Consider the following 19,472-nt stretch of genomic DNA (forward strand, 5'->3'; position numbering starts at 1 on the left):
GAAATGAAAAAAACACTAATATTAATAACATCTATATTATCTTTAGGATTATTTAATTCATGTGGAGAAGATATTCTTGACTTGAAACCTCCTTATGAAGAAGTTTTAGAAGACGCAATAAAAACAGAACAGGATGCCTATAGATTTTTACTAGGAGGATATTTAAAAATGTCATCAAGTTCTTTATATGGATCAAATTTATTCTTTTACGGAGATCTATTAGGAGATTCTTTTTTTAGAAGTAACACAAACTTTTCGGGGTTTTCAAATGTTATTCAAATGAATTATGATCCAACTAATACGGGAGAAATAAATTTTTATCGCTCTGCTTATGATGTAATTCAAAGCGTAAATTTTGTAATAAATAACGAATTACCAGATTCTCAAACAAATCGACAATATAAGGCAGAAGCTAGTTTTTTGAGAGCTTATTCATATTTTACATTATTGAATTATTATTCATCTTCTCCAAAAAGTGGTCAAAATCAAGAAATTGGAGTTCCAATAGCAACTTATCCTTATAATGGGGATGTGAAGAATCCTCGTGCTTCAGTTTCAGAAATTTATACAATGATAATTAATGACTTAAATTATGCTGTAGAAAATTCGTCGGAAAAACCTGAGTCTAAAATTTACGCAAGTAAAACTGCAGCAAAGTTATTGTTATCTCGTGTTTATTTGACAAGACAAGCAAGTGGAGATGCTCAATTAGCATACAATTTATCAACCGATATTGTAACTGCATCTGAAGCAGGTAATTCTTCATTTGTTTTATTAACAAATGAAACAGCTTATGATAATTATTTTTCTTCAAGTAATGACTTAGTTTCAGAAAATCAACCTGAAACAGTTTGGGAATTAGATTTAAATCCTCAAAACAATCCTGGAGTTAACAATGCTCTTAGTGTGTATTATAGTAGAACAGGTGGTAGAAGATCTATGTTGGCAAAAGCTAGTTTATATTCATCATTTGCAACTACAGATATTCGAAGAAAATTGTTTACAACACAAAGTGCTCCAACAACAGATAATCCACAAGGAGTTTGGATTAGAAAACATGAAAGACCTTCAAGTTTAGGTAATTACATGAGAAACACTAAGGTTTTAAGAGTGTCAGAAGCATATTTGAATCAAGTAGAAGCATTGTATCAGTTGGGTAATAATGCTCAATCACTTATTAAACTTAATGAATTTGCATTAAAAAGAAAAGGTAATACTTATACAGGTACTAATTTATTAAATGATATATTAACTGAGAGAAATAAAGAGTTTTTTGGTGAAGGTCAACGTTTTTTAGATTTGAAACGTTATAATTTACCACTAAATAAAGGGACTAACTGTCCTGGGAATTGTGATGTTCCTGCAGGAAGTAAGCTTTTTGTTTTTCCATTTTCAATAAATCAAATTGTTTTAAATCCAAATGCTGTTCAACATCCTCTTTGGAAATAAACAAAGTATTAAATATTTTTTACAACATTAACCCACTTAGAAATAAGTGGGTTTTTTTGTATCTCTCAATTTTAGATTACTTTTGTAAGGATTTATTCAACAGGATGAAAAAAACAATCATTGGTTTATTTTTATTAGGAGCTGTTATAGCGCAAGCTCAAGAAGATTCTATAAAAATTTTAAAACCATTAAAGGGATCATCAACAAATGATTCTGTTACATATTTTAAAACTAAAATCGAAGATTATAAGTTTTGGACAAATGGTAGAAAGCCAGAAGTTATTGATACAACATTAAATATCAAAAACTATTATAACCAAAATTTTATAAGACGAGATGCGTTTGGGAAATTATTCTTTCCAAATGTAGGTGGAGTTGTAGTGGATCTGGAGTATCAGAATTCGCCTTTCAATGCGTCCATGTTGCCGACTGGTAAAAAGTACAATTATTACTATGCCAACGATATTAAATATTATGATGTTAAAACACCTTACACCGAATTTATTTATGAAAATGGTGTAAAAGAAGGTAACTTTTTGTCTTCTACATTTTCACATAATATCAATAAGCAATTCAATTATACATTTCATTACCGAGGGTTAATTTCGGAAGGTCGTTATAAGCATGAAAAAGCACAAAATAATACATTTGTTTTTTCATCAAATTATAAAACAAAATCAGAACGTTTTAAATTGTGGTGGAATTATGCTGCGCAGAATTTTAAGAATAACGAGAATGGAGGAATACAAGATATAAACGATTTTATTTTCCAAGATCAACGAAGAATGACAAATGTTCGTAATATTCCTGTTAATTCTCAAACAGCAAAATCTGAATTTGATGCACGTCGAGTTGAATTGAACGCTTCGTATGGTATCTTAAAAAAGATGAACGAAAAAGATTCTACTTTTTATAATCCGATTGAATTAAAGAATAAATTTTCGTACGAAAAACAAAAATATAGATACGAAGATTCTTCTCCTAATGGAGATTTATATTCAACGCCTTTAATTACTGGACTTGCTAATAAAAATAAAAAGAGCTTTACAGATTTGTCTAATACGACAACTGCTGGTTTTCAGTGGACAGATCGTGTGAAAATAGAAGCTGGAGTTAAGTTACAAAGTTTAAGAGTATTTTCAGAAGAACCTTTAATTGCAAATAAACTTGATGATAAAGGGAATGTGATTTATGATATCAATAATCCAAAAGAAATAAAAGAAAATCTTTTTGGAGTTGTTGGAAAAATTGATTTCGATTGGAATGAAAAGTTGAAACTTTATGGTAATGTAGAATATCTTCAGTCTGATAATTATAATAGTGTTTACAATGTAGATGCTGTTTTAGATATCACACCATTAGAAGGATATACATTGAGTGCCGGAGCGGTTATTCAGTCCAAAATTCCATCGCTAAATGCTATTTATAACCAAAGTTTCTTTGCAGATTTTAACTATGCGAACAAGTTTGAGACAGAAAATGTTCAAAATATATTTGCGAAATTAAAGTTAGATAAAGTTAATACAACAGTAGAAGCCTCAATTTATAATCTTGACAATAAGGTCTATTTAGATTCTGATCTTGTTTACAAGCAATTGGCTGATAATATCAATTATTTCAAGATAAAAGGTGAAAATCATCTACGTTTCGGAAAGATTAATTTAGTTTCGACAGCTCAATATCAAAAAGTAACGAAAAACGAAAATATTATGCCTTTGCCAGATTTCTTAATCAGAGAAACATTGTATTGGCAAGGTGAATTATTTAATAAAAATGCTCAATTGCAAGCAGGGATTAATGCAACCTATTTTACGAAATATAATGGATTACGTTACATTCCAATTCTAAATGAATTTGCGCTACAAGATCCAACTAGTGTACAAGAAATTGGAGGATATCCTATTTTGGATGTTTTTATCAATTTCAAGGTTCGTAATATGCGTTTCTATATTCGTGGCGAACATATTAATGCTTCCTTTACAAAGGAACCAGATTATTTTGCTGCGCCAAATGTACCTTACAAAGATTTTAAATTTCAACTTGGGTTGAAATGGAATATTTTTAGTTAACAAGATTTTATCATTTATACAAAAAACGACTTCAAGATGAGGTCGTTTTTTCTGTCTAAAATCATTTGTATAGAATAATTCTAAATAACTAATTTTAGAAAAAATTAGACATGAAGAAAATACTATTTTTATTTTGTTTGACATTTGCTCAAATTAGTTTTTCACAAGAAAAATTATCTATTGCTGAAATTCAAAAAATAAATTCAAAAATTTTAAATACTGAACGAGAAATTTGGATTCATCTTCCAGACTCTTATCAGAACGCTAAATTACAAAAAGTCGATTATCCAGTAATTTATGTTTTAGATGCTGAAGCTAATTTTATTTTTTTAACAGGTGTTGTTGAAAAGTTTCAAAATGGATTTTATCCCGAAATGCCCGAATCTATTATTGTAGGAATAACAAATAAAAATGGTGATAGAGCAAAAGATTTCACACATATAAACGATGTTAATTTTTTGAATTTTATCTCAACAGAATTGTTTCCTTTTATGAAAGCAAATTATCGCGTAAATGATTTTCGTTTATTAATTGGTCATTCACTTGGTGGTTATTTTGCATTGAAAACGTTGTACAATTATCCCAAAACTTTTAATGGATATGTAGCGCACGATCCAAGTATTTGGTTCAATAACAAAGAATTGTTGACTGTTTATCAAAATGTAGATAAACACAATTTTGAGAATCGTTTTTTGATGATAACTCAAGTTGGTGAAAGTCAAAATACAGACCAATTGCGAGATCATTATCAAAGTATCAAGAAAGTTGATGAAGTTTTGAGAATTTCTGAAAATAAATCACTTAACTATCATTACAAACAATATATAGACGAAGAACATGGTTCTGTTCCGATGATTGGCTCGATTGATTATCTACGTTGGCAATTTGATGGATATCGTATTAATATTAAACAAATACCAACACAACCAAGCTTAATAAAAGAGTCTTTTGATGAGATTTCGAAGAAACTGTATTACAATTTTCAACCAACGGAAAAATATATAAACAATGTGGCAAATTATCTGGTCAAACAAAAGAAAAATGATTTAGCCAAACAGTTTTTTGAACAAAATGTGAAAAATTTTCCTGAAAGTTTACAAGCGAAGGAAGAGCTTCAGAAATTCTTAAATTCGAATAAAAATCAGTAATTTGGTCAAAATAACTTCATGAAAAAAATACTCTATCTTACAATTTTAACGACAACGACTTCTTTTGCACAAGAATTACACGTTGATCAAGCGAAAAAGATTTTCGATTTACCAACTCATTGTATTTCTGTTGAATATCCGAATAAATTAGGAAATGTTTTGGGAAGTGATCAAGATTTGAAAACTCCAAAACAGTTGCGTCCAATTTTTTATGGATGTTTCGATTGGCATTCTTCTGTGCATGGATTTTGGTCTATTGTAAAATTGATGAAAGATTTCCCTGAATTAGATCAAAATAATCAAGTTAGAAATGAATTGAATCAATTGATTAAGCCTGAGAATGTTGCTGTCGAAATGGCTTTTTTCAATGATAAAAATAACAAAAGTTTCGAGCGTACGTATGGTTGGGCTTGGTTGTTACAATTGCAAATGGAATTGAATAATTGGCAAGATAAAGATGCGCAAGTTTGGGCAAAAAATTTAAAACCTTTAAGTGATTTGATTATTGTTCGTTACAAAGAGTATTTACCAAAATTAGTGTATCCAATTCGAACAGGAACGCATGATAACACAGCATTCGGATTGAGTTTAGCGATAGATTATGCGCGTTCTGTGAATGATAAATCGTTTGAAAAAGTGATTATTGAAAACGCAAATCGTTTATATAAAAAAGATACGAAATGTAATATTGCTTTCGAGCCAAGTGGTTCTGATTTTTTGTCGGCTTGTTTGGAAGAAGCATTAATTATGTCAAAAATTCAACAAAATGATGATTATAAACAATGGTTGAAAGGATTTTTGCCACAGTTATTTAAAAAGAATTTTGATTTAAAACCGGGAGTTGTTTCTGATCGTTCAGATGGACATTTGGTCCATTTAGATGGTTTAAATTTTAGTCGTGCAACAGCTTTATATCAAATTGAACATAAATTACCAGAGTTAAAACAGTTGAATAAAATTGCTCAGAATCATCTTAATTATTCTTTAAACAATATAACAAATGATGATTATATGGGAAGTCATTGGTTAGGAACTTTTGCACTTTATGCCTTAAAAACAAAGCAAGAAACTCAAAATTAGCTATTAATAGGGATTTTATAACGATAGAATTGCGTCTAAATTTGTTTCAAACAAAAACTAATAAGAAACACTATAAAGAACATTCTATGAAAAAATATTTTTATATCGTTATCGCTGTATTAGGAGTTGCAGCTTTTGGATTTAGTCAATATCAAAAGAATCAATTGGAAGATCAGTTGGCTAAGACAGGAAAATGTGTAGAAGGTGTTGTGGTTGAAACAAGTGGAACGTTTAAACGTCCAAAAGCAACTATTCAATATCCCGTTAATGATGAAGTTTATGAAGTTACTTTACGATCGAGAGCTGATGTGGATGAAGTAGTGTTAATGAAATTCGATACTTTAAATCCAGAAGAAGTGATGATTGTAGATAATTGTAATTAATTATAGTCTCATGTTTAAATGAAAAATCCACCAAGTAATTGGTGGATTTTTTTATGTTAATGAAATTAATTTATTTCTAATGTTGGAATAAATTCTTCTTCAATTTCTTTGAAAGTAGCAACCAAATCGACTAAATTATCTAGTGTAACTAACTTTGTACGATAAGGTTTGAAATTCGGAATTCCTTTGAAATAATTGGTATAATGCATACGTGTTTCTAAAACTCCTGTGCGTTCACCTTTCCATTCAACTGCCCAATTTAAGTGGTTTTTGGCAGCTTCCATTCGTTCAACAATTGTTGGTTCTGGTAACAACTCTCCTGTTTCACGATAATGTTTTATTTGCTCAAAAATCCAAGGGTAACCAATCGCAGCACGACCAATCATTACACCGTCTACACCGTATTTTTCTTTGTATTCTATTGCTTTTTGAGGCGAATCTATATCTCCGTTTCCAAAAATAGGAATTTCGATATTTGGATTAGCTTTTACTTTTGCAATCGGTTCCCAGTCTGCCGAACCCTTATACATCTGTGTACGTGTACGACCATGAATTGACAAGGCTTTGATGCCTGTTTCTTGCAAACGTTCTGCGACTTCATAAATGTTTATCGAGTCAGAGTCCCAACCCAAACGAGTTTTTACAGTAACAGGTAAATGTGTACTTTCAACAACAGATTTTGTTAAACGTACCATCAAATCTATATCTTTTAATACTCCAGCTCCAGCGCCTTTACAAACAACTTTTTTTACAGGACATCCAAAATTGATGTCAACAATATCAGGTTGAACTGTCTCTACAATTTTAGCTGACATCGCCATGGCTTCTTCGTCTCCACCAAAAATTTGAATACCAATTGGACGTTCGTAATCAAAAATATCTAATTTTTGACGACTTTTTATTGCATCACGAATCAATCCTTCAGAAGAGATAAACTCTGTATACATCAAGTCTGCACCATGCATTTTGCATAAGCGACGAAATGGCGGATCACTCACATCTTCCATTGGTGCAAGCAATAAAGGGAAGTCTGGTAATTCTATGTTTCCTATCTTTACCACGAAATAATTTTTTGCAAAATTACATAAAACTTATGAAACAAGATCGAAAGACCGAAGGTGTAAATCAATATTTAAAGTTTTCTGCGATGGGAATACAGATGGCTGCTGTGATTGCTTTGTTTGCATGGTTGGGAACTTTTTTGGATAAAAAATTCGAAACAGACAAACCATTATGGACAGCTGGCTTATCTTTGCTGGGAGTTTTTGCAGGATTATATTTGATGTTGAAGCAATTACCAAAAAAATAATTAAATGATTAAGAAATTTATTCTTTTAGCACTTTCTTTTATTGCGATGGTTGCTATTTTTTGTGGTATTCATTACGGAATTGTTACATATTTTAATTTTAGCGAAAATTCGCTAATTATTCCAAAAATGTATTTGATTATTGGATTAATTACACTGATAATTTTTCAAGTTGGTTGTTTTGTCAAGATAAAATTTCCAGAATACGTTGGTTTTGCCTTTATGGGAGGTATGATTGCTAAGATGGCAATCGTTTTAGCTTTGATTGTTGTGAATGAGCAAATTAAATTGAATGTTGTGCAGTTAATTATAAGTTATTTCGTAATTTTGCTTGCCGAAGTTTTAGTGTTTATTCGCTTAATTAATTTAAAGTTAAAAAAAGTTTAATGATTTTTAGCATTTGACTTTGGTAAGTGGTTAATTTACTATAATTTTGCACGCAATTTAGAAACAAAGGAATTATACATGAAATTTTCAGCGTTATTAGCGTTTTTATTACTTTTCAATTTCGGTTTCGCTTCTACAGCGGTTCCGCATGAAAGTCTTCCAAAAACGTTTGAGGAGTTAATTAAAAGTGAGCAAACAAAAAGCCAAGAAGAAGCTGCTAAAGTGAAATCTGGCGAATCTACATTTAATCCAGTGCCAGGTATTATGCACCACATTGCTGATGCTCACGATTGGCATTTATGGGGAGAAGGTGAAAAAAGTGTAGGAGTTTCATTACCAGTTATTTTATGGGATAATGGGTTACATGTTTTTATGTCTTCTAAATTTCATCACAACGAGGCAGTTGCAGAAAGTAATGGAAATTACTACATCAACTTCCACGAAAAAATCTACAAAACAGATGCACAAGGAACAATCATTCCTCATGTAGATGAGAAAGGAGCTGTTCATTTAGAAAACGAAAAACCATTAGATTTTTCTATTACGAAAAACGTAGCGTCAATGTTATTATCTTTCGTGATTTTAATCTTAGTTTTCTCTGCAGTAGCATCTAACTACAAAAAAGGAAATATGGTGCCAAAAGGTATCGCAGGATTCATCGAGCCAATTATTATTTTTGTTCGTGATGAAGTAGCGATTCCAAATATTGGAGAGAAAAAATATGCGAAATTTATGCCTTATTTATTAACGTTATTTTTCTTTATTTGGATCAACAATTTATTAGGATTGTTACCAGGTGCAGCTAACGTTACAGGAAATATCGCAGTTACATTTGTACTAGCATTAATTGCATTAATCGTGATTAATTTCTCAGGAAACAAAGCTTACTGGGGACATATGTTATGGATGCCAGGAGTTCCAGTTCCAGTAAAATTAATATTAGCTCCAATTGAGTTAATCGGGATTATTACAAAACCATTCGCCTTAATGATTCGTTTATTCGCGAACATTACAGCAGGTCACATCATCATTATGTCGTTAATTTCGCTAATCTTTATTTTCCAAACAGAAGCTATGGCAGGTGGATCTATTCCATTAGCATTATTTATCTACTGTTTAGAGTTATTAGTAGCGGCATTACAAGCGTTCGTATTCACAATGTTAGTTTCGTTATTTATCGGAACAGCAGTAGCAGAACACGATCATCATTAAGAATAGAATATAAAAAACAATAAAATAATTTTTTAATAATTAAATACAATTATCATGACAGGAAGTATTGCAGCAATCGGAGCTGGTTTAGCAGTTTTAGGAGTTGGTTTAGGTATCGGTAAAATCGGTGGATCAGCTATGGAAGGAATCGCTAGACAACCAGAAGCGGCTTCAAAAATTCAAACAGCTATGATTATCGCAGCAGCCTTAATCGAGGGTGCAGGTTTATTCGGTATCGTAGTTGCGTTATTAGGTAACGGATAATATTTGAATTTAAATTAGCTTCAATAACGGTTGGTTGTTGAAGCTAATTCATTAAAAAATTAATTAGTAAAAAATAAAATTTAATACATACACACAATGGATTTAATTACACCTTCAGTTGGTCTTATTTTTTGGACTGCGGTAGTATTTATCATCTTATTAGTATTGTTAAGATCATTAGCGTGGAAACCAATTTTATCTGCAGTTAAAGAACGTGAACAATCTATCGAGGATGCCTTAAACGCAGCTAAAAAAGCGAAAGAAGAGATGGCTTTATTAAACGCTCAAAACGAGAAAATCATGAAAGAAGCTCGTGCTGAACGTGATGCAATCTTGAAAGAAGCGCGTGAAATGAAAGAAAATATCATCAACGAGGCGAAAAATTCTGCAACTGTAGAAGCTAACAAATTAATTGAAAACGCTAAAGCAGCTATCCAAAACGAAAAAGCGTCAGCTATGGCTGATATCAAAAATCAAGTTGGACAGTTGTCAATTGAAATTGCTGAAAAAATCTTAACAAAAGAATTGTCAGACAAATCTGCACAAGAAGCTTTAGTTAATGACGTTATTGATCAAGTAAAATTCAATTAATCATGGCAGGATTCAGAGCAGCACATAGATATGCTAAAGGTTTAATGGAATTTGCAAATGAAGCAAACCAAACAAACGTAGTGTATGCTGAAATGAATGATGTTCGCAAAATCATAAAAGAGAACGATGATTTAAGAATTTTCTTAAATTCTCCAGTGATTGATGCGAAGAAGAAAGAAGCTGTGTTGAGCGAGATTTTTAAATCTTTATCAAAAACTTCTCAAACATTCATTTCATTAGTCGTAAGACATGGTAGAGAAAATATCTTGTCTAAAATTGCTGATCAGTTTATCGCATTATACGATCAAGCAAATAACATTGTAACAGCAGAAATCACTTCGGCAGTACAATTGGATCAAAATACGATTGATACAATTATAGCAAAAGCAAAACAAACTTTAGCTGTAAATAGTCAAGTAAAAGTAGAGAACAAAATAGATGCATCTTTAATTGGTGGTTTCGTTTTAAAAATCGGAAACAATCAAGTAGATTCATCTATCAAAACTAAGTTAGCTACATTAAAAAAAGATTTTTCGAAAAACGAATACATTCCTAAATTTTAAATATTTCAGAAATGCCAGAAATAAATCCAGCTGAAGTTTCAGCTATATTAAAACAACAACTTACAAGCTTTGATTCATCAGTTGAATTAGCAGAAGTAGGAACCGTTCTAACTGTTGGGGATGGTATTGCTCGTGTTTACGGGTTAGACAATGCTCAATACGGAGAATTAGTAGAATTCTCAAACGGGTTAGAAGGAATGGTACAAAACCTTGAAGAAGATAACGTAGGTATTGTACTTTTCGGACCTTCAAAAGGAATTAAAGAAGGTGATACAGTAAAACGTACAAACAAGATTGCATCTATTAATGTAGGTGAAGGAATGTTAGGGCGTGTTGTTGATATGTTAGGAAATCCAATCGATGGTAAAGGACCAATCGAAGGACAATTATATGAAATGCCTATCGAGCGTAAAGCTCCTGGGGTTATCTTCCGTCAACCAGTAAACGAACCATTACAAACAGGTATCGTTTCTATTGACTCGATGATTCCAATTGGACGTGGACAACGTGAGTTAATCATTGGTGACCGTCAAACAGGTAAAACATCTGTTGCTTTAGATGCAATCTTAAATCAAAAAGAGTTTTACGATAGAGGTGAAACAGTTTTCTGTATTTATGTTGCAGTAGGACAAAAAGGTTCTACAGTAGCAGGAATCATGAAAACATTACAAGACCACGGTGCAGATAAATATACAGTAGTAGTTGCTGCTAATGCATCTGATCCAGCTCCAATGCAAGTATATGCTCCTATGGCAGGTGCTGCAATCGGTGAGTTCTTCCGTGACTCTGGTCGTCCAGCGTTAATTGTTTATGATGATTTATCTAAACAAGCCGTTGCATACCGTGAGGTGTCTTTATTATTACGTCGCCCACCAGGACGTGAAGCATATCCTGGAGACGTTTTCTACTTACACTCTCGTTTATTAGAGCGTGCTGCTAAAGTTATTAAAGACGATACAATTGCAGCTCAAATGAATGATTTACCAGAATCTATGAAAGGTATCGTAAAAGGTGGTGGTTCTTTAACTGCATTACCAATTATCGAAACTCAAGCTGGTGACGTTTCTGCATATATCCCAACAAACGTAATTTCGATTACAGATGGACAAATCTTCTTAGAGTCTGATTTATTCAACTCAGGTGTTCGTCCAGCGATCAACGTAGGTATCTCTGTATCTCGTGTTGGTGGTTCTGCACAAACAAAACCAATGAAAAAAGTATCTGGTACATTAAAATTAGACCAAGCACAATACCGTGAGTTAGAAGCTTTCGCGAAATTTGGTTCTGATTTAGATGCTGCAACAATGAATGTAATTGGAAAAGGTGAACGTAACGTTGAGTTATTGAAACAAGATGTTAACTCTCCAATCGCAGTAGAAGAGCAAGTAGCAGTTATTTTTGCGGGTACTAACGGTATGTTGAAAAACGTTCCAGTTAATCAAGTGAAAGAGTGGCAAGCTGATTTTGTTGAGTTAATGCGCAACAAATATGCAGACACTTTAACATCTATCCGTTTAGGTAAATGGACTGATGAAATTATTGATGTATTGAAGAAAGTTATTACAGAAACTACTTCTAAGTACTAAGAAATATATAAACGGAACTTAGAGGTTTCTAATCTCTAAGTTCTTTTTAATCCTTCATCTCAAATAGAATTATGCCAAATTTAAAAGATATACGTAACCGAATTACTTCTGTAGGTTCTACAATGCAGATTACAAGTGCTATGAAATTAGTATCTGCTGCTAAATTGAAACGCGCTACAGATTCAATCGTTCAGTTACGTCCTTATGCAGATAAATTACGTGAACTTTTACAAAATGTAAGTTCTACTTTAGAAGCTGAAGTAGGAGGAGCATTAACAGAGGAACGTGAAGTTAATAAAGTACTTTTAGTCGTTATTAACTCAAACAGAGGTTTATGTGGAGGATACAACTCGAGCATCATCAAAAAAGTAAATGCTTTATTGGCTGGTGAATTGGCTGGTAAAGAAGTAGAGCTTTTAACAATTGGTAAAAAAGCAAACGATACTTTTAGTAAAACACAAACTATCTATAAAAATGCATCAAGCATTTGGGATAATTTAAACTTTGCAGATGTAGCAGAGATTGCGGATGATTTAGTTGCTAAATTTGAAGAAGGTCAATATGATCAAATAAGAATCATTTACAACCAATTTCAGAATGCAGCGGTTCAAATCGTTCAAAATGAACAATTCTTACCAGTTGTTTTAGAAAAAACTGAAGACGAAGCTAACAACTCAGCAGAGTTAGATTACATCTTCAATCCTTCTAAGGAAGAAATCTTAAAAGATTTAATCCCTCAAACGTTAAAAACGCAATTATTCAAAGCTGTATTAGATGCTAACGCTTCTGAGCACGGAGCACGTATGACTGCAATGCATAAAGCAACAGACAACGCGAGCGAGTTACAGAAAAACTTAAAGATCCAATACAACAAAGCACGTCAAGCTGCTATTACAAACGAAATCTTAGAGATTGTTGGTGGTGCAGAAGCGTTGAATGCGTAAGTAAAAACGACTTATCTTATTTTAAATACAAAAAGCAATCTCCATAAGAGATTGCTTTTTTTGTTATATTGCTTTTATAAATTCGATAGATGAAAAAACTTATCATCCTTTTACTAATTATTAATTTCTTTTCTTGTATCGAAAGAAATACAACAGATACAATTGAAGCATATACGCTTTGGAGCGGAGAAAAACCTTCGAATGAAGTAAAAGTAATCAATGCTAAATATTGGCAATCTCCACATTTTACACTCGAGTATATTATGTATATGGAATTAAAAACCACGAAAGAATGGAGAAAAGAATTTATTAAACAAAACAATTTAATAGGTTCAGATTCAAAAGAAGAACTTGTTGATAAACCTATTTGGTTTAAGCCTTCTGATGATTTTAAACTTTATTTGCTACATGATAGTTTGAGTTCTAATTCTAGATATTACATAGATACCATAAACAATCATTTTTATATTTACGAAATACAATTATAGAAGTCTATAAAAACGTCGAGTGATTTCAATTAAAACGTCGAGACATTTTGATCAAAACGTCGGGTGATTTTATACAAAATGTCCCGACGTTTTTATAAGAAGCACAAAAGCCTTGAACAAAGTTCAAGGCTTTTTATAATTTAAATGCTATGATTTACTTTATAATTACTTCATTTGAAATAATGGACGAGACGACATGAACTCGTTTACACGATCTGCAACTCCATCAATAATCTCTTCATTATCGATGTTCATTAACACTTCGTCAATAAAGTCAGCAACTGTTTGCATATCCGCTTCAACTAAACCACGTGTAGTAACAGCCGCAGTACCTAAACGAATACCAGACGTTACGAAAGGTGATTTATCATCAAAAGGAACCATGTTTTTATTACAAGTTATCTCTGCTAATACCAATGCATTTTCTGCTTGCTTACCAGAAATACCTTTATTTCTTAAGTCGATTAACATACAGTGATTGTCTGTTCCACCAGAAACGATATTATAATCTTTCGCAACCAATGCAGCAGCTAATGCTTTTGCATTCTTCACAACTTGTACAATGTACTCCATATATCCATCAGATAAAGCTTCTTCGAAAGCAACAGCTTTAGATGCAATAACGTGTTCCAAAGGTCCACCTTGCGTACCAGGGAAGACAGCTCCATTCAAAATCTGAGACATCATTTTAACTTCACCTTTCGGAGTAGTTAATCCCCAAGGATTTTCGAAGTCTTTCCCCATCATAATTACTCCACCTCGTGGTCCTCTTAATGTCTTATGTGTCGTTGTTGTTACAATATGACAGTGAGGCATTGGATCATTTAAAATACCACGTGCAATAAGACCTGCTGGGTGAGAAATATCTGCTAATAACAAAGCACCAACTTCGTCAGCTACTTCGCGGAATTTTGCATAATCAATATCACGAGAATAAGCAGATGCACCACAAATAATCATTTGAGGTTTCTCTTTACGAGCTGTTTCTGCCATTGCATCATAATCAATTAATCCTGTCTCTTTGCTAACTCCATAGAAAGAAGTTTGGTAAGTCATTCCCGAAAAGTTAACCGGAGAACCATGTGTTAAGTGGCCACCATGCGATAAATCGAAACCTAAGATTTTGTCTTCAGGTTTTAAGCAAGCCAAGTAAACAGCTGCATTTGCTTGAGAACCTGAGTGTGGTTGTACGTTTGCATATTCTGCATTAAACAACGCTTTCAAACGATCAATTGCTATAGTTTCTACTTCATCTACCACTTCGCAACCGCCATAATAACGTTTTCCAGGGTAACCTTCTGCATATTTATTAGTTAAAACAGAACCCATTGCCTTCATTACATTGTCAGAAACAAAGTTTTCCGAAGCAATTAATTCAATTCCATTTAATTGTCTTTCCTTTTCTTCTTCGATCAAATCAAAGATTACATCATGTGCCATGTTTATTGTTTGTATTTAATTTATCAAATATAAGATTTTAAGATTAGATTTAAAATCAAATAATATCTAAAATATTCACAATTTGGGCGTTCCCTTCGGGCGGGCTTTTCATTACAATCTTTTTTTAGATCGACTTCGACAAGCTCACTCATCCAAAAAAAGGATTTCCACTTCAATCCCTAACGCACTTTAAGTAATCTATTATAAGTTTTGAGTAATGAGTCATTATTTTTTCTATTTAAAAACAATATATTTATTCTAATTCTTTAAAGGAGTCTAACTAATCTATACAGAAGATTTTTAATCTATAATATTATATTTATTAATAGTTTCATATAACAAATTTCACTTATTCATCTAATTTTCTTTTATTAAGGATTTATAAAAAATGGTATTTAAAGCTTTGACGTTAAAAAATTGAATAAGCGAAGAATATAAATGATTTAATGAACGTATGTGAATTTTTAAATCATTTCCGAAGCGTTGATAATTTTTAGTCAAAGATTTATAACCTTGATTTTTTTGTGCTGAGTCTATCGAAGTATTGTTTCGTTTTTTCATCAAGGAAAAAATGAAAATAAAAAGAGTTTAAATAGTTGTATTACTTTTCAGATATTAAACTAAAGAGTTAATATAACTATACTAATAAATACTCACCAACTATCAAATTCTCTCATTAAATTTACCTCATGAAAAATCCTACTTTTTGTATTGGTTTGATGTCTGGGACCTCTTTAGATGGTTTAGATATCTGTTATGTTCGTTTTAATGACGAAACTTCTTTTGAAATTCTTCAGGCAGAAACTATTCATTACACATCGGTTTGGCGAATAAAATTAACAGAGGCATACCAATATTCTGCAATGGATTTATGTGAATTAGATGTTGAATTTGGTTATTTCTTGGGAGATCAAGTGAAAGAATTTATGGGAAAACATCAGATACAAAAGGTTGATTTTGTTTCTTCGCATGGTCAAACGATTTTTCATCAGCCCCAAAAATCATTTACTTTACAAATAGGAAATGGAGCAGCAATAGCTTCACGTTGTCAACAAAAAGTGGTGTGTGATTTTCGTACACAAGATGTTATTTTAGGTGGACAAGGTGCGCCTTTGGTTCCGATTGGTGACGAATTGTTATTTCGTCAATATGATGCTTGCTTAAATCTTGGAGGATTTTCTAATATTTCCATGAATCGTGACGGAAAACGAATAGCGTTTGATATTTGCCCGATTAATATTGTTCTGAATCATTATGCGAATCAATTAGGTTTTGATTATGATAAAAATGGCGAGCTTTCTCAACAAGGAAATATTAACCAAGGTTTAGTCGAAGAATTAAACGAATTGAATTATTATAAAGAACCTTATCCAAAATCTTTAGGATTTGAGTGGGTAGAACAAACGTTTTTAACAATTGTTGATAAGTACGAGATATCTGTAGAAGATAAGCTGAGAAGTTGTGTAGAACATTTCGTAGTTCAAATCGAAAGTATACTTTCTTTTTATGATATCAACAATGTGTTAATAACTGGAGGAGGAGCTCGAAATGTATTTTTTATTAATCGATTACGAGAATTGTCAGCTGTTGAAATCATTATTCCTTCTGACAACCTAATTGATTTTAAAGAAGCTTTAATCTTTGCTTTCTTAGGTTATCGAAGAATTAATAACGAGATCAATTGCTTATCTTCAGTAACAGGGGCAACTAAAGACCATTCTTCTGGGATTATTTATGAAATCCTTTAAATAATATCATTAATGATAATTTAAGCAGTATTATCTTGTTAAGATTAGGCAGTTAAAAACGAGTTCATTATTTTTACCAATCAAAATAAATAAAATGATTGTTTCTAAACTCTTTAATAAGTTTTTTCATAGCCAAACTTCAGGAGGAATATTATTGATATTCTGTACTGCTTTATCTTTATTATTAGCCAATTCACCGCTTGCCGAATCGTATGATTCTATTTGGCAGATGAATATGTTTGGACATTCATTTGCCCACTGGATCAATGATGGATTGATGGCAATTTTCTTTTTCTTAATTGGATTAGAATTAAAACGAGAAGTTTTTGTTGGAGAATTATCCGATACAAAAAAAGCAATTCTACCTGTCTTTGCTGCGCTTGGAGGAATGTTGATTCCTGCTTTTATCTTCTTTTTAACAAATAAAGGTACAGATACAATACATGGTTTTGGAATTCCAATGGCAACAGATATTGCGTTTGCCGTAGCAATTATTACGATGTTAGGAAAGCGAGTGCCGTTATCATTAAAAGTATTTTTGACAGCTTTAGCTGTGATAGATGATTTAGGAGCAATTGTAGTGATTGCATTATTTTATCCAAATCCTGAACTACCATTAGATTTTACACAATTCGGAATTGCTATCGCAGTATTATTAGGTCTTTTTGCTTTAAATAAATTAAAAGTAAAATCGATGATTCCTTATATTATTGGAGGAATAATTGTTTGGTGGTTTATGTTGCATTCTGGTATTCACGCAACTATTGCGGGTGTTTTGGTAGCATTTACAATTCCATTTGATAAAGATGACTCTAGATCGCTTTCTGCTAAAATGGAGCATGTTTTGCATATTCCAGTTGCGTTTATTATTTTACCTTTGTTTGCTTTAGCAAATACAGCAATTACGATAGATGGAGGAGGATTAGCACATTTTAGCATACCTCTGGCAACAGGTATTTTCTTAGGATTAGTTGTTGGTAAACCAGTTGGAATAACATTATTTACATGGATTGCAGTAAAATTAGGTTTGTGCGAATTGCCTACAGCAGTTAATTTTAAACGAGTTTTTGGAGTTGGTATTTTAGGCGGAATTGGATTCACGATGTCAATATTTGTTTCGATGTTAGCATTTAACGACCCAAGCTATATAAATGAAGCTAAATTAATGATTCTTGTCGCATCATTAACGGCGGCAATTGTAGGATTTGTAACGTTAAAAATCTTATTAACAACAAAACAAGATTATTCAGATTAATTAAATCATTTTAATAAGACAAAACAGAATCGAATTTTTCTTAGGAAGAATTCGATTTTTTTATTTGTAGAGATTGTATCTTCGTATAAAATTTTTGAATAAATGAGAACGTATCAAGAAACAATCGATTGGTTGTTTACAAATTTACCAATGTTTCAGCGTGTAGGAGCATCTGCAATGAAAGCAGATTTAACGAATATTACTGCTTTGTGCGAATATTTAGGAAATCCACAGAATAAGTTTAAAACTGTTCATATTGCTGGCACAAATGGTAAAGGAAGTACGTCTCATATGTTGGCTTCTATTTTTCAGGAAGCTGGTTATAAAACAGGTTTAACAACTTCTCCACATCTCAAAGATTTTAGAGAACGCATTCGTGTGAATAGTGTAATGGCTAATGAAGAATTTGTAGTTGATTTTGTGAATAAACACGAACAAAAAATTATTGATCAACAGGCTTCTTTTTTTGAAATTGCAATTGCAATGGCATTCGAATATTTTGCACAACAAAAAGTTGATATTGCGATTATAGAAACAGGTTTAGGCGGACGATTAGATTCAACAAATATTATTTTGCCAGAACTTTCTGTTATTACAAATATTGGTTTAGATCATACACATTTTTTAGGCGATACATTAGATAAAATTGCTTTTGAGAAAGCAGGAATTATAAAACCGAATACAGCGGTTGTAATTGGAGAAACAACTACTGAAACGAAACCAGTTTTCATGAAGGTTGCCCAAGAACGAAATGCAGAAATTATTTTAGCAGAAGAAAAGCATTTTCAAGATTTACCTTCTGATTTGAAAGGTTCTTATCAAATTAAAAATAAACGTACTGTTTTAACTGCAATAGAGAAATTGCAAAAACAAGGCTGGAAGATTTCCACTGAAAATATCACCAATGGATTATTGAATGTAGTAAAAAATACAAATCTTCGTGGGCGTTGGGATATTTTGTCTCATAAACCACTCATTGTTGCCGATACAGCACATAATCCACACGGATTAGTAGAAGTTTCGAAACAAATAAATGAACAAGCCTATAATCAATTGCATTTAGTTTTGGGATTTGTGAACGATAAAGATGTTTTGTCTATCCTAAATTTCTTTCCCAAAAAAGCAACTTATTATTTCTGTGAGCCAAATGTTCCTCGTAAATATGATATTGATGAATTGTATAAAATAATTCCAGAAGAAATAAAAGACAAACATTTTTTTGATTCTGTAGAAAAAGCATTGAATGCTGCTAAGAAAAATGCATCAGAAAATGATATGATTTATATAGGTGGAAGCACTTTTGTTGTGGCAGAAGTAATTTAATTGTAAAATAAAAAAAATAAGTATAATACCCGTCAACTCCGCATGAACAGCGGAGTTTTTATATTTTTTTAACGAATATTAATTATTGTTTAATTGTTAAAAAATTATTATTCAATATTTTAAAATTTATTTTTCTTAAATTTATGGTGGTTTAGTTAACAAAAAATTTATGAAAAAAGTTTTACTTGCTCTAACATTTGCAATGTCTATTGCGTACGTTAAGGCATAAGTAGGT

The 19,472-nt window shown here is 31.9% G+C and carries 19 protein-coding genes; 17 read left to right on the forward strand and 2 right to left on the reverse strand.

Going from position 1 to position 19,472, the window contains the following annotated elements; genetic code table 11:
- Positions 1-3: 3 nt before the first annotated feature.
- The 5 genes from AC2I98_RS12830 (at position 4) to AC2I98_RS12850 (ending at position 6,129) form a co-directional block, all read left to right on the forward strand.
- On the forward strand, positions 4-1,449 hold the full coding sequence (locus tag AC2I98_RS12830) for a RagB/SusD family nutrient uptake outer membrane protein (RefSeq protein WP_486412058.1): 1,446 nt from the start codon (positions 4-6) through the stop codon (positions 1,447-1,449).
- A gap of 104 nt (positions 1,450-1,553) precedes the next feature.
- A complete protein-coding gene (locus tag AC2I98_RS12835) occupies positions 1,554-3,518 on the forward strand; it encodes a putative porin (protein WP_486412059.1) in 1,965 nt (654 codons plus the stop codon).
- Positions 3,519-3,628: 110 nt separating this feature from the next.
- The gene (locus AC2I98_RS12840; RefSeq protein ID WP_486412060.1) at positions 3,629-4,666 is read left to right on the forward strand and encodes an alpha/beta hydrolase; all 1,038 of its coding nucleotides are present in this window, start codon (positions 3,629-3,631) and stop codon (positions 4,664-4,666) included.
- An 18-nt stretch (positions 4,667-4,684) separates the two neighbouring features.
- Positions 4,685-5,746, forward strand: a complete 1,062-nt coding sequence (locus tag AC2I98_RS12845) for a DUF2891 domain-containing protein (protein ID WP_486412061.1) — start codon at positions 4,685-4,687, stop codon at positions 5,744-5,746.
- Between the two features lie 86 nt (positions 5,747-5,832).
- Positions 5,833-6,129 (forward strand): hypothetical protein, encoded by a 297-nt coding sequence (locus AC2I98_RS12850; RefSeq protein ID WP_486412062.1) that lies wholly within the window; start codon positions 5,833-5,835, stop codon positions 6,127-6,129.
- Positions 6,130-6,194: 65 nt separating this feature from the next.
- Here the strand turns inward: AC2I98_RS12850 and dusB are convergent, their stop codons facing one another.
- Positions 6,195-7,190, reverse strand: coding sequence for a tRNA dihydrouridine synthase DusB (gene dusB / locus AC2I98_RS12855; protein ID WP_486412063.1), 996 nt, complete (start codon positions 7,188-7,190; stop codon positions 6,195-6,197).
- Between the two features lie 32 nt (positions 7,191-7,222).
- On the opposite strand from dusB, the gene AC2I98_RS12860 reads away from it, so the two are divergent.
- The 9 genes from AC2I98_RS12860 to AC2I98_RS12900 all read left to right on the forward strand — a co-directional run bounded on the left by AC2I98_RS12860 (position 7,223) and on the right by AC2I98_RS12900 (position 13,471).
- Positions 7,223-7,438 carry an AtpZ/AtpI family protein gene (locus AC2I98_RS12860; RefSeq protein ID WP_486412064.1) on the forward strand — a complete coding sequence of 72 codons (216 nt, stop codon included), beginning with the start codon at positions 7,223-7,225 and terminating at the stop codon, positions 7,436-7,438.
- 4 nt (positions 7,439-7,442) lie between these two features.
- Positions 7,443-7,823: a hypothetical protein gene (locus tag AC2I98_RS12865; protein ID WP_486412065.1), complete on the forward strand. Its 381-nt coding sequence runs from the start codon at positions 7,443-7,445 to the stop codon at positions 7,821-7,823.
- A gap of 78 nt (positions 7,824-7,901) precedes the next feature.
- Complete coding sequence (gene atpB / locus AC2I98_RS12870; protein ID WP_486412066.1) at positions 7,902-9,035, forward strand: F0F1 ATP synthase subunit A; 1,134 nt, start codon at positions 7,902-7,904, stop codon at positions 9,033-9,035.
- Between the two features lie 54 nt (positions 9,036-9,089).
- Positions 9,090-9,299, forward strand: coding sequence for an ATP synthase F0 subunit C (gene atpE / locus AC2I98_RS12875; RefSeq protein WP_013598300.1), 210 nt, complete (start codon positions 9,090-9,092; stop codon positions 9,297-9,299).
- 96 nt (positions 9,300-9,395) lie between these two features.
- Positions 9,396-9,890 (forward strand): F0F1 ATP synthase subunit B, encoded by a 495-nt coding sequence (locus tag AC2I98_RS12880; protein WP_486412067.1) that lies wholly within the window; start codon positions 9,396-9,398, stop codon positions 9,888-9,890.
- 2 nt (positions 9,891-9,892) lie between these two features.
- Positions 9,893-10,453 (forward strand): ATP synthase F1 subunit delta, encoded by a 561-nt coding sequence (gene atpH / locus AC2I98_RS12885; protein ID WP_486412068.1) that lies wholly within the window; start codon positions 9,893-9,895, stop codon positions 10,451-10,453.
- Between the two features lie 11 nt (positions 10,454-10,464).
- Positions 10,465-12,039, forward strand: coding sequence for a F0F1 ATP synthase subunit alpha (atpA, locus tag AC2I98_RS12890; RefSeq protein WP_486412069.1), 1,575 nt, complete (start codon positions 10,465-10,467; stop codon positions 12,037-12,039).
- A gap of 71 nt (positions 12,040-12,110) precedes the next feature.
- Positions 12,111-12,983 (forward strand): ATP synthase F1 subunit gamma, encoded by an 873-nt coding sequence (gene atpG / locus AC2I98_RS12895; RefSeq protein ID WP_486412070.1) that lies wholly within the window; start codon positions 12,111-12,113, stop codon positions 12,981-12,983.
- A gap of 89 nt (positions 12,984-13,072) precedes the next feature.
- Complete coding sequence (locus AC2I98_RS12900; RefSeq protein ID WP_486412071.1) at positions 13,073-13,471, forward strand: hypothetical protein; 399 nt, start codon at positions 13,073-13,075, stop codon at positions 13,469-13,471.
- A 165-nt stretch (positions 13,472-13,636) separates the two neighbouring features.
- Here the strand turns inward: AC2I98_RS12900 and glyA are convergent, their stop codons facing one another.
- Entirely contained in the window at positions 13,637-14,911 is a 1,275-nt protein-coding gene (gene glyA / locus AC2I98_RS12905; protein WP_486412072.1) for a serine hydroxymethyltransferase, read from the reverse strand.
- Between the two features lie 689 nt (positions 14,912-15,600).
- Between glyA and AC2I98_RS12910 the strand changes: the two genes are divergently transcribed.
- The 3 genes from AC2I98_RS12910 to AC2I98_RS12920 all read left to right on the forward strand — a co-directional run bounded on the left by AC2I98_RS12910 (position 15,601) and on the right by AC2I98_RS12920 (position 19,237).
- Positions 15,601-16,659 (forward strand): anhydro-N-acetylmuramic acid kinase, encoded by a 1,059-nt coding sequence (locus AC2I98_RS12910; protein WP_486412073.1) that lies wholly within the window; start codon positions 15,601-15,603, stop codon positions 16,657-16,659.
- A gap of 94 nt (positions 16,660-16,753) precedes the next feature.
- The gene (gene nhaA, locus AC2I98_RS12915) at positions 16,754-17,914 is read left to right on the forward strand and encodes a Na+/H+ antiporter NhaA (protein WP_486412074.1); all 1,161 of its coding nucleotides are present in this window, start codon (positions 16,754-16,756) and stop codon (positions 17,912-17,914) included.
- Positions 17,915-18,016: 102 nt separating this feature from the next.
- Positions 18,017-19,237, forward strand: coding sequence for a bifunctional folylpolyglutamate synthase/dihydrofolate synthase (locus AC2I98_RS12920; protein WP_486412075.1), 1,221 nt, complete (start codon positions 18,017-18,019; stop codon positions 19,235-19,237).
- Positions 19,238-19,472 lie beyond the last annotated feature (235 nt).

This window comes from Empedobacter sp. EJD.6dd (assembly GCF_057369435.1).

What these genes read in the sequence shown, in the direction of transcription:
- atpB (WP_486412066.1), top strand. Translation starts at nt 7,902, where the DNA reads ATGAAATTTTCAGCGTTATTAGCGTTTTTATTACTTTTCAATTTCGGT.
- AC2I98_RS12865 (WP_486412065.1), top strand. Translation starts at nt 7,443, where the DNA reads ATGATTAAGAAATTTATTCTTTTAGCACTTTCTTTTATTGCGATGGTT.
- atpA (WP_486412069.1), top strand. Translation starts at nt 10,465, where the DNA reads ATGCCAGAAATAAATCCAGCTGAAGTTTCAGCTATATTAAAACAACAA.
- AC2I98_RS12900 (WP_486412071.1), top strand. Translation starts at nt 13,073, where the DNA reads ATGAAAAAACTTATCATCCTTTTACTAATTATTAATTTCTTTTCTTGT.
- atpE (WP_013598300.1), top strand. Translation starts at nt 9,090, where the DNA reads ATGACAGGAAGTATTGCAGCAATCGGAGCTGGTTTAGCAGTTTTAGGA.
- AC2I98_RS12830 (WP_486412058.1), top strand. Translation starts at nt 4, where the DNA reads ATGAAAAAAACACTAATATTAATAACATCTATATTATCTTTAGGATTA.
- AC2I98_RS12835 (WP_486412059.1), top strand. Translation starts at nt 1,554, where the DNA reads ATGAAAAAAACAATCATTGGTTTATTTTTATTAGGAGCTGTTATAGCG.
- AC2I98_RS12880 (WP_486412067.1), top strand. Translation starts at nt 9,396, where the DNA reads ATGGATTTAATTACACCTTCAGTTGGTCTTATTTTTTGGACTGCGGTA.
- glyA (WP_486412072.1), bottom strand. Translation starts at nt 14,911, where the DNA reads ATGGCACATGATGTAATCTTTGATTTGATCGAAGAAGAAAAGGAAAGA.
- AC2I98_RS12910 (WP_486412073.1), top strand. Translation starts at nt 15,601, where the DNA reads ATGAAAAATCCTACTTTTTGTATTGGTTTGATGTCTGGGACCTCTTTA.
- atpG (WP_486412070.1), top strand. Translation starts at nt 12,111, where the DNA reads ATGCCAAATTTAAAAGATATACGTAACCGAATTACTTCTGTAGGTTCT.
- AC2I98_RS12845 (WP_486412061.1), top strand. Translation starts at nt 4,685, where the DNA reads ATGAAAAAAATACTCTATCTTACAATTTTAACGACAACGACTTCTTTT.
- AC2I98_RS12920 (WP_486412075.1), top strand. Translation starts at nt 18,017, where the DNA reads ATGAGAACGTATCAAGAAACAATCGATTGGTTGTTTACAAATTTACCA.
- AC2I98_RS12860 (WP_486412064.1), top strand. Translation starts at nt 7,223, where the DNA reads ATGAAACAAGATCGAAAGACCGAAGGTGTAAATCAATATTTAAAGTTT.
- nhaA (WP_486412074.1), top strand. Translation starts at nt 16,754, where the DNA reads ATGATTGTTTCTAAACTCTTTAATAAGTTTTTTCATAGCCAAACTTCA.
- atpH (WP_486412068.1), top strand. Translation starts at nt 9,893, where the DNA reads ATGGCAGGATTCAGAGCAGCACATAGATATGCTAAAGGTTTAATGGAA.
- AC2I98_RS12840 (WP_486412060.1), top strand. Translation starts at nt 3,629, where the DNA reads ATGAAGAAAATACTATTTTTATTTTGTTTGACATTTGCTCAAATTAGT.
- AC2I98_RS12850 (WP_486412062.1), top strand. Translation starts at nt 5,833, where the DNA reads ATGAAAAAATATTTTTATATCGTTATCGCTGTATTAGGAGTTGCAGCT.